The 10,676-nt window shown below is 35.7% G+C and carries 7 protein-coding genes; all 7 read right to left on the bottom strand.

Going from position 1 to position 10,676, the window contains the following annotated elements; genetic code table 11:
* Nucleotides 1–20: 20 nt before the first annotated feature.
* Nucleotides 21–698 carry a DOMON domain-containing protein gene (locus NQ510_RS11435; protein WP_005827928.1) on the bottom strand — a complete coding sequence of 226 codons (678 nt, stop codon included), beginning with the start codon at nucleotides 696–698 and terminating at the stop codon, nucleotides 21–23.
* 76 nt (nucleotides 699–774) lie between these two features.
* Nucleotides 775–1,875 carry a DUF4838 domain-containing protein gene (locus NQ510_RS11430; protein WP_005827926.1) on the bottom strand — a complete coding sequence of 367 codons (1,101 nt, stop codon included), beginning with the start codon at nucleotides 1,873–1,875 and terminating at the stop codon, nucleotides 775–777.
* A gap of 57 nt (nucleotides 1,876–1,932) precedes the next feature.
* On the bottom strand, nucleotides 1,933–3,624 hold the full coding sequence (locus NQ510_RS11425) for a RagB/SusD family nutrient uptake outer membrane protein (RefSeq protein ID WP_005827924.1): 1,692 nt from the start codon (nucleotides 3,622–3,624) through the stop codon (nucleotides 1,933–1,935).
* Nucleotides 3,625–3,658: 34 nt separating this feature from the next.
* Entirely contained in the window at nucleotides 3,659–6,766 is a 3,108-nt protein-coding gene (locus NQ510_RS11420) for a SusC/RagA family TonB-linked outer membrane protein (RefSeq protein WP_005827922.1), read from the bottom strand.
* A gap of 27 nt (nucleotides 6,767–6,793) precedes the next feature.
* On the bottom strand, nucleotides 6,794–7,969 hold the full coding sequence (locus NQ510_RS11415; protein WP_005827920.1) for an AGE family epimerase/isomerase: 1,176 nt from the start codon (nucleotides 7,967–7,969) through the stop codon (nucleotides 6,794–6,796).
* 23 nt (nucleotides 7,970–7,992) lie between these two features.
* Nucleotides 7,993–9,393, bottom strand: coding sequence for a sugar porter family MFS transporter (locus NQ510_RS11410; protein WP_005827917.1), 1,401 nt, complete (start codon nucleotides 9,391–9,393; stop codon nucleotides 7,993–7,995).
* Nucleotides 9,394–9,405: 12 nt separating this feature from the next.
* The gene (locus tag NQ510_RS11405) at nucleotides 9,406–10,506 is read right to left on the bottom strand and encodes a DUF4434 domain-containing protein (protein ID WP_005827916.1); all 1,101 of its coding nucleotides are present in this window, start codon (nucleotides 10,504–10,506) and stop codon (nucleotides 9,406–9,408) included.
* Nucleotides 10,507–10,676 lie beyond the last annotated feature (170 nt).

Raw genomic sequence — 10,676 nt, 5'->3', positions numbered from 1 at the left:
GATCAGTTTTTAAGATATAACTATTTTTTCATACAAGGAAATAAGATATTGGGTTTATGAAAATCTGGTTTAGGCTCATTTATACTCACAGATGAATACCAAATAACCGTATTAGGCGTTGTAAAATCTGCTCTGAAAACTCCCATATAAAACTCTTCTAAATCAATTCCCAATTCCAAAAGTTCTGAAACAGACAGTCTGCCTGCAACGATATACCCTTTTTCATCTTTTATGGAACATATTTCCAGACTCTTAAAATTCCATTCATAATCAAATTTTCTATAATAGCTAGCTGAATAATCCATAACATGCCCGCTAGGATCTATCTCCATACAATAATATTGTCCCATATCTTTTGAAGCCGAAAAAAAGATTTCCACACGATCCTCAGCTTCAACATCAGACTCTTGAACAAACTCACGACACATGATTGGAGTGGCATCTGCTACATTAAAACTAAAATAAAAATATTGTGAAGAAAAGAAACACCTAAATACCGTCTCATCCTCCAAATAATCCCAAGGAGCGAAAAATGGTTTTATAGCCTTAATGGTATACCATCCCTCCCAATTGATCAGAGTCTCTAGCGGAGGGTCTTCTTTCTTCGCGTCTATGGAATAAGGAATAATTGGAGAAGTACAACTATACAGGATCTGAACAAATAAAATTATTCCTAAAAATACAGAAAACTTTCTCATAGTTCTTTTTATGCTTCTTATTTATTGTAGAATTACAAGTAGCATACATTGCTACTCGTAATTCTATTCATTTATCTTATTCCGGTAAACGATAATTCTTCAGACCATCACCATACTCTTGTACAAAATTGACATTCTTATAGGTTTCATAGTATATAGCATCGACATAAACTGCATATGCAATAATATTACGAATACCATAATGTGCATATGTGTTGATATCCGAAAGAAATACATTTTTATTCCAAGGTAATTGTACCGCTGGCTTTTTCCAGTCACTAAATAAAGACACATCCATCCAATATTCCAAAACTTGTGCCGTTTCTTTAGGGAAGACTTTTAAATTAGCCTCTAATGCATCAATATATTCACCATGAGTAATTGTCATTCCATCCCGAATAGCATCACGTTCTCTCAAAGGCTTATCCCAACGACGATTAAAAGGAGCAAATTCCAAAAAAATATCATTCTCTGGTTTTACAATTTCCGGTGCAGGAATAGTACCTTGATAAGCAAGATGTGCCAACTTTGCTTGTGGATTAACTTCTTTCAAAGCCCTTATTATCTGATTCTCTATCAACAAAGCTTGATCACTATCATTGTATTTATCACATAATTTGCAATGGCATCTCTTTCCGCCATCATCTAACCAGTAATAATATTTATTATTACTAGAAGTACATTTTTGGGCGGCAACTTTTGCATTAGCCGCTATTATACTCAAAGCCTCTTCCGATGAAGGACAACAATTAAAATCTGCTGTACGTTGACCGTTCTCATCCATACGGAAATATGCTGGATGCTCCTTGAACAAGTCTCTTGGCAACAAAGTCGCCATCATATGTTCTTGGTATTCAATATCAATAGACTTTTCACGACATTTTGAGACGAACTCCTGGTATTCAGCAGAATATATGTCAGCACCAAAAACACTAAGAGTAGTAATACCTGCATTTTCTGAAAGTTTTAACCAATCCAGAACTTCTGGTTTCTTGACGTCATCCCATGAAAGAATAATCCCTCTTGTTTGAAAAAACACATCGCCTTGAGACTCAGAAGAAGCCTCCCCTTCTTTATCTACATTTGTTTCAGTCTTTGATGAACATGATACTTGACCTAATGCCATAATACCCATCACGAATACTACACTCATTTTAAATATAAAATTCTTTCTCATAATTATCTATTTCAAAATAAAGTCATTTTTATCTTATAATCTAATATTCAATCTCTGTTAATTCCATCCTGGATTCTGAACTAAGTTACGATTTTTATCTATTTCAGACTGAGGAATAGGAAATAAATAATGTTTAGCCTTATCAAATACACGGTTTTGAAATACTGGATAACTATATGTTCCATCTGCATTTACCGTTATCTTATGCACCTTTTTATTATCAACTATTTCTGCAATTTTCCAACGTCTAACATCCCAAAATCTGTGATTTTCAAATGCCAGTTCCACACGCCTTTCTTGTCTGATCTTATTCCTCATCTCATCTTTAGTCAGATTTGCCGGTAAATCAAGTAATTGAGCACGTCTACGAATCTTATTAACTGCATTATAGACTTCTGCTGTTGGGCCTTCTGCTTCATTCAGTGCTTCCGCATAATTAAGATAAAGCTCTGCCAATCGAATAATTGCAAATCTTCGATACGAATTCCCCGATCCAGTCGTCAAATTATGTTGCTCCCATAAATACTTTCTTGTAAAATAATTAACTCGTGGTACACCACCTATATTAATATTATCTAGTCCAGTTGGAGATACATCAACCGCTCTTCCCTGCCATTGAGCCCCATGATAGAGGATACTTACATAAAAACGTGGATCTCTACCTTCAAATGGATGTACTGGATCATATCCAGATTTCAGATTAATAATCTGGTTATCATTCTCATCATAACCTAATACTGGGATCTCGCCTGTTGCAGCCATCTCATAAGAATCTACCATTTCCTGCAAAGGGCCATCTACATACCATCCTCCATATCCTAAAGGAAAACCATACCAATTCCACCAAACACATTCACTTCCACCAGAGTTTTTGCACCAAATGACTTCCGGATTAACCGTTGCAGAAAAAATATCAGCGTAATTATCAGCCAAACGATAACCATTTTGTTCAGCATAATCAATAGCAGCTTTTGCAGTACTTGCAGCCGTTTGCCATTTTGTAATGTCATTTTCTGGATTCCAATACTGACTTGCATAATATAATGTCAGCCTTGAAGCCAAAGCTTTTGCTATCGTTTGAGTAAAACGTCCCAATTGGCTTTCATCATGATTCGCCGGTAACATACTAGCAGCCGTTTCAAGATCTTGAAGAATAAAATCCACTATTTCACTAGCAGAAGCTCGTGTCAAAGTCGTACCAGTAGTTTCTCCTAAATCAATAGGTTTATCAACTATAGGTACACCACCCCACATGGTAAACAGCTGAAAATAGTAAAATGCCCTCAGGCCATAAGCTTCTCCTAACAAACGTTGCTTTCTGTTACTTGTACCGCCGGTAGAAACTTCATCAGGAATCAAATCATAATTACTCATAAAAACATTAGCACGTCTGATACAAGCATAAAAATCAGTCCAAGAACGTTGCATAGGAAATTGAGCCGCATTCCAGTTCCCATTGTTAAAATCATAGGGGGTTTGCGTAACGCCAGCAGTCTGTTGATATCCGATTTCATCTGTACCGCCTCCTAACTTATAGCGTCCTCCCAAATCTTCTGTACAAGTTTGGAAGTCCGGTAAAAATGTATAAGCATTGTTTAAGTATTCTTCAGCAGTTTGTATTTTCTGAAAAACTTCCTCCTCAGTAATACGGTCACTAGGATCTCTATCAAGAAAATCATCACATGAAGCAAATGAAATTAAAATAGAAAATCCGCACATGCTTTTTATAATAAAATTAATAAGTTTCATAATTATACTTTATTTTAATTATAATAATTAGTAATTATAACTCTACGTGTATTCCGATATTAAATACACGCTGTAAAGGATATGCCAATGCAGCACCACCTGCAGACTCCGGATCGCGATCCTTCAACCACATCTTATCCCAAACCGCCAAATTTTGTCCATTCAAATAGATACGTGCTGTAGAAATCCGCAATGAACTCAAAAACTTTTTAGGCAATGTATATCCAATTTCTACATTTCTTAATTTTATATAATCAGTATTTTGTACAAAATGATCTGTTACAACAGTATTATTCGTTGTTGAATGTGCAGCAGGTATACGTGCATTCTTATTTTCAGCAGTCCATCTCTCCAAATTGATTTTGCTACTTGGATATGTATATAAATAAGCAGTTCCACCTGTCGATGCATTCATCAGCATACTAAAATCAAAATTCTTATAGGTCACTCCTAATGATAGTCCACTCATACTACGAGGCACATTATTCACTTTAATAGGTACTCTATCAAACGCATCAATAACTCCATCTTTATTTGTGTCTACATACTTAATATCTCCAGGAACTACTGTACCAAAACTTTGTGTTGGACTATTTCTGATATCCTCTTCATCTTGAAAAAGTCCCGCCGATTTATATCCAAGTACATAACCAATTTCATAACCTCTCAGATCTTGATAATCAAAAGCTGGTATCGGTTCATCATTCTCAAGAACTTTATTACGCGCATAAGTCATTTGCAAATTAGCGAAAATTGACAAATCTTTATTTATACGCTTATTAAAACGAAGCTCTGCCTCAATACCTTTATTCTCTACTTTACCAGAATTCCTAGGAGCAACATTAGTTATACCAACATAATCAGGAACATCTCCAGGAGTAGTCAAAATATTATTTCTTTTTTCCCAGAAGTAATCAAAAGTAAACTGCACAGCATTATCCTTAAATAAGGACAAATCAAAGCCTACGTTACCTTTCGCTGATTTCTCCCAAGTAACAAATTTATTACCAACTCTACTCTCATTATATCCAGCTACTGATTGTGGAGACACTCCAAATTGATAGGTTCCCATAGCAGTTCCACCAGGAGTAAATTCCGTAATATACAGCCAACGTTGTCCACCAATTTTATCATTACCCACAGTTCCATAAGATCCTCTTAATTTAATTAGTTGGATCCATGATGGTAAAGATATAAATTTTTCATCACTCAACACCCATCCTGCAGAAAATGAAGGAAAAAAACCATAACGCTTTTTAGGAGGGAAATTTTCTGAACCGTTATAACCAATATTGGCTTCTAAATAATAACGAGTATCAAAATTGTAAGCAATACGGCTACTGATTCCTTGATAAGCATATGGGAGTTCGGCATTTTGCGAACGTAAGGTTCTATTTCCTAAAAGTTGTGCGCTAATTTGATGTTTCTCCGCAAAAGTTCTATCATAATTAAGACGTACATCCAGATAAGTATAACGCTCCACCCAACGGCTGTCAGTAGTCGATAAGCGAGATTTTACACTATGTGGTTGATAAATAGCTTCACCAGTAGCATCCTTGCCTTTATACCAAAATGAATCAAATGATTGTAATCTTGTCGTATGCTGATAGTTATTGCTTTCAAAGCTAAAATAAACCTGAGCACTCAATCCTTTGGTTATAAAATCTAATTTATGTTTTGCCGACAATGTTCCTGACATCACATTTGTATGCCTGGTGTAATAACCACTCTGAGTAACAATGCCATAAGGGTTCTGCTGAAAAGGAATTTCAAGGGCGCTACCAGCTCCCAATGTTCCATCCGGATTAAATACCGGTTGAGAAGACGGAGAACGCGTTGTAATAACACTAAACACATTAGAAAAATCACTACCAGGTCCAACACGAGTTTCCAGTCGTCCGGCCAAATCAATACGTATATTCAGCATTGAAGTTGCGTCCAAATCAACATTGGAACGAAAATTATATCTATCAAACTTACTTTTTACACCATAATTCTTTTCAAAAATATCCTGATGTTTCAAAAGAGTCCCTTGATTTACATAGCTTCCGGAAATAAAATATCGCAGTTTTCCCAATGCACTTCCTGATATATTGATATTATATTGGCTCTGCATAGAGTTCTTCTTCAAAATTTCATCAAACCAGTTAACGTTAGGATATAAGTAAGGATCTGAACCATTTTTAATAATATCCAATACTTCCGGCGTATAGCGTTCAGTCTGTCCATCATTCATATCCATATCTCTATAATAAAGAGCTTGCTCATAAGAACTCATTGTTTCGGGCAGACGAATAGGTTGCTGAACCGCTTGTTGAACAGTAAAAGAAATAAGCGGTTTTTCACGATCAACTCCTCGTTTAGTAGTCACAACAATAACTCCATTAGCACCTTGTATACCATAAAGAGAGGATGAAGACGCATCCTTCAAAATTGTTACAGACTCAATTTCATTAGCATCTAACTGATTAAAATCTGTTTGAGAACGAGGTAAACCATCTATAACAACTAGCGGGTTTGATGTCCCATATGTACCGACACCACGGATAAATAGAGAAGACGCATCTTCGCCTGGCTGTCCAGAAGTCTGTACAGTAATCAATCCTGGCAATTTACCCGCCAAAGCATTACTAAGATTTGCAACAGGACTCTGTTTTAATTCTTTCGTTTGAATTGTAGATATAGCCCCTGTCACTGAGCGCCGAGTCTGTCTATTATTCATACCTACAACCACTACTTCATCTAGAAATTGCGAGGATTCTTCTAATATAATATCGAAAGAAGTTTGCTGTCCTATCTTTATTTTTTTCTCATCAAAACCAATAAATGAAATACTTATTTCTGCATTTTTCGAAACTGATAATGTGAACTTACCATCAATATCTGTAATAGTACCATTACCCTTTTTATTCAGTTCTACAATGTTGGCACCAATAATTGGTTCCCCTTTGTTATCCTTTACTACTCCAGTTATTTTAATACTTTCTTGCAGAGAGAAATATATACCTTCCGTTTCATTCGCATATGTTTCCCAAACAGAATACGCAAAAGCCTTTTCACCTATTATCCCCAATAATAGGAATATACACAAGGAGATATACTTCCTTGAAAAACAATGTCTAACGATTGTGTTTTTTTTCATGGTCTTATAGAAATTAAGTTATACAAATTATATATTACTCTTTAATTGTTCTAAAATCTGCCAGCATTGATATAGCCCTCGTGGAACATGAAAACATCCCTTCCATTTGCCACCTTTCAAAGGCAATAGAACTTCACCTCTACGATTCAAATACCCAAACCACTCTGGATATTCAGTATCTTTGAAATGACTCCATGTATAGTCATGCACTCGCTCAAACCACTCCAAACAATTTTTATCACCCGTCAATTGATATCCCTTTAGCATTGATATCAATGTTTCAATATGAACCCACCATAATTTCTGATCCCATTCCAGTTGCTGTGGAGGACATTTATCACGATCCATGAAATAGACAATCCCACCATACTCCTTATCCCAACCATATTCAGCCATTGTTAAAGTAATATCTTTAGCTTTCTCTATTAATTCTGGACGATTCAATCGTTTACCTAAATCCATTATAAACCACATCGCTTCAATAGCATGTCCTGGAGTCACTTGCCGTCCTTCAAATGAATCAGAAAGTTCCCCACTAGCAAGTACATTTTCTACAATAATACCTCCCAACTCCGGGCGGTAAAAGACCTCCATTACTTCATGAATACAAGTATCAATTGTACTCATTAGAAATTTGTCATCCAGAAGATGCTCTATTTCTAAAGACAGATTACAAAGGATCATAGGCAAGGCAAATCCTTTTAAATTGCGGGTTCCTGGATAAAGTTTATTCCATTTACCTTTAGGATTATCCACCTTTGATAATACAATATCAAAAGTTCTTTTGGCAATATCTGCATACTCTTGATTACCTGTAGCTAAGCTAAGTTGCCCGAAGGCCATCGTAGCAAATGTATAAGAGAAGATATTATAGGGTTCCACCAAAGGAGCCCCCTTCCGGTCCAAAGAAAAATACCAGTTATAATTGCCATCATGACCATGCTTTTTCAAGAATTCACCACCTTGAACTGCACAATCCAGCCACTCTTTCTGCTTTTCCACTTTATTATAAAGCATGGAAAATAACCAAACTTCACGGCCTTGAAGCCAGACAAATTTATCCGTATCGAATACTTCACCTCTACGATTCAAACAAGTGTAATAACCACCCTGCTCAAAGTCTTGCGAGCGATGCAACCAGAAAGGAAGTACATTTTCAAAAAGTTCATTTTTGTACTGCGCTGCTAACTGTTTAAAGTCCATAATTCATATTTTTATAAGGTCGATTATTTTTTCATCCAATAGCGTTCTATTTCTTCCAAAGACTTACCGGTAGTCTCAGGAATCAATTTCCAGACAATCAGAAGATAAGGTATACACATCACAGCAAACAACAAGAATGTCCCAGCGGGGGTAAGATTCTGAAGCATCCATGGTGTCAGTTGTCCTACAAGATAAGTACCTACCCATAAGGAACATCCGGCTAGAGACATTGCCATCCCACGAATACGGATAGGATACATTTCCGAAAGCAGTACAAAAATGACTGCACAAATAGAAATAGCACAACAAAAAACATAAAACAAAAAGAAAAACAACAAGAAGTTATTTGGCAAATTGAGCGTTTCAGCAAAACTAAAATAAAATCCAATTAATAATAATGAAAGTATCATACCAGACACACCATAATACACAAGTTTCTTTCGTCCAACTTTATCTATAATGAAAACTGCAATAACTGTGGTCACAGCATTAACTACACCTACCAGCACTTGACTAAACAGAGCATCTCCACCTGACAGACCTGCTTCTTCAAAAATGGTAGGTCCATAATAAAGTACCGCATTTACTCCCATAAACTGTCCAAGGATAGCAATGGCCGCCCCTATTAATACTGCTTTGAGAATTCCTGGTTGCAACAAAAAACTCCAATCGGATTTAACTTCTGACCGAATGACGGATTTTATTTCTTGCAATTGCTCTGTAGTATCTTGTGGAACAAGATATATTTTCTGAAGAATACTCTTTGCTAAACCATCACGTCCTTTCAATATCAACCAACGTGGACTTTCTGGAATAAAGAAGAGTATAAAGAAAAAGAGTAATGATGGAATACAAGAAAAGCCCAACATGCCTCTCCATACCTCTGAAACAAAAATCAGGTTCAGCCAATCAACACTTAGCACAAGTCCACTCTGAGACAAATGGAGTAATTGTAAATTTGTCAAATATGCACCTAAAAAACCTATAGTAATAGCTAATTGATACAAAGCAACCAACCGTCCCCGATACTGAGCTATTGAAACTTCCGATATGTACAAAGGAGATACAACAGAAACAATTCCAATACCTATACCTCCCAACATACGTGCAAACACCAGTTGTTCCAAAGAGTCACTAAATGCACAGCCAATACCTGATACTGAAAAAAAGACCGCTGCTATCAACATTGTTACTTTCCTTCCCCACATATCGCTCAACTTACCAGCAAACAGTACACCTATAATAGAACCGATCAAGGCACAACCAACAAACCAACCAATCTGGATTTCATCCAATCCAAACTTCACAGTTACTTGAGATATAGTTCCTGAGATGACCGCAGCATCATACCCAAACAAAAAGCCTCCCAAAGCTGCCACGACAGACAAAAATATTAAATAAGAAAAATTTATATTTGACTTCATACCTATTATATATTATTTGATTCCAAAATATTCTTTATATCTGTCATATAAGTGTCCTGCCTGCAGATAAGCAGATTGTGGACTCATAAAATGAGAGAATTCAAAAGTAATAGCTTTATCATAACCTGCACGTTTAGCTGCTTCCAATTTCATACGAAGCTTATCAAACTTAATGGGCAAGAAACGGATAGGCATATCACGATCAAATGTCTCTGCATTAGTCCAGCACTGTATACCATATTTATCTGCTAATTTTTTATTTATAGTAAAGAACGTATCTAACTCATCATAATCTATATGTCCATCCTGAAAGGCACAAGCATCAATAACTTCATGGATACCATCAAAAATTTCGTTCCATTCTTTTTCATGTTCTTCCACAGATATCACATCCGCTTTTGTCAACTGCCCCCCATTTACCATAACAGCCTTTTTCCCATCAATCCAAGGAGATATAAAAGTAGGTAAGCCACCAGAGACATCTTTACACTGCTTACCCATAGTATAAAATGCATTAATAGCTCCCTTAGTTTTCCGGCTAATTTCACCACTTATATACCAACCACCAAAACTTTTATGATGTTTCCCATAACGCTTCCAAACCTCATCAATAACATATTTATTATCTTCCACCTCCCAACTTAACTCCCCCGTATCCCAATAACGCCCAGAATCATACAAACCAAAATAGAAGATCATATCATACTTATCAGCCAAATTCAAAAACATATCCACCAAATCTACAGAAGGCATATAGCAACCTTTCTTGAGCAGATATTCAGAAGGATAAGTAATAAACTTCCTATAACCTGAACGTATTAAAATAACAGTGTCAATCCCCATTCCCTTCATATATTGAAAATCTCGTTCCCATTCCCTTACCCCCCAATTCTGGTGAGGAATATCATGCGAAATCTCATCTAAAAACGTTCCAGTTATTTTCAACCCATTATTTAAGAGAGTATCAGACTTACTTTCCCAAGTATTTTCCAGTACTTGAGATAGCTCTATATTACTATTGGGAATAGCACTCAAAAATGAGGGGACTGTAAATAGTGAAGCTCCAGCTAATACTGACTTTTTTAGAAAATCTCTTCGATTATTTGCTCTCATTTGTTTTAGGTTTTTCTTAGTATTCTTTTATTTATCTGCTACAAATATAGATATATTTATTAAATATGCAATAATTAATAAAAGATTTTATTAATATAAATCCAATAATTAACTTATTTAATTAATATAAAATAAAATATTCTCTCAGAATGATAGAAATTATATCATTT

It is taken from the genome of Bacteroides uniformis (assembly GCF_025147485.1).
Lineage (GTDB): Bacteria > Bacteroidota > Bacteroidia > Bacteroidales > Bacteroidaceae > Bacteroides > Bacteroides uniformis.
Note: the sequence above shows the minus strand (reverse complement) of the source record. Positions and strands in the feature narration are given on the sequence as shown.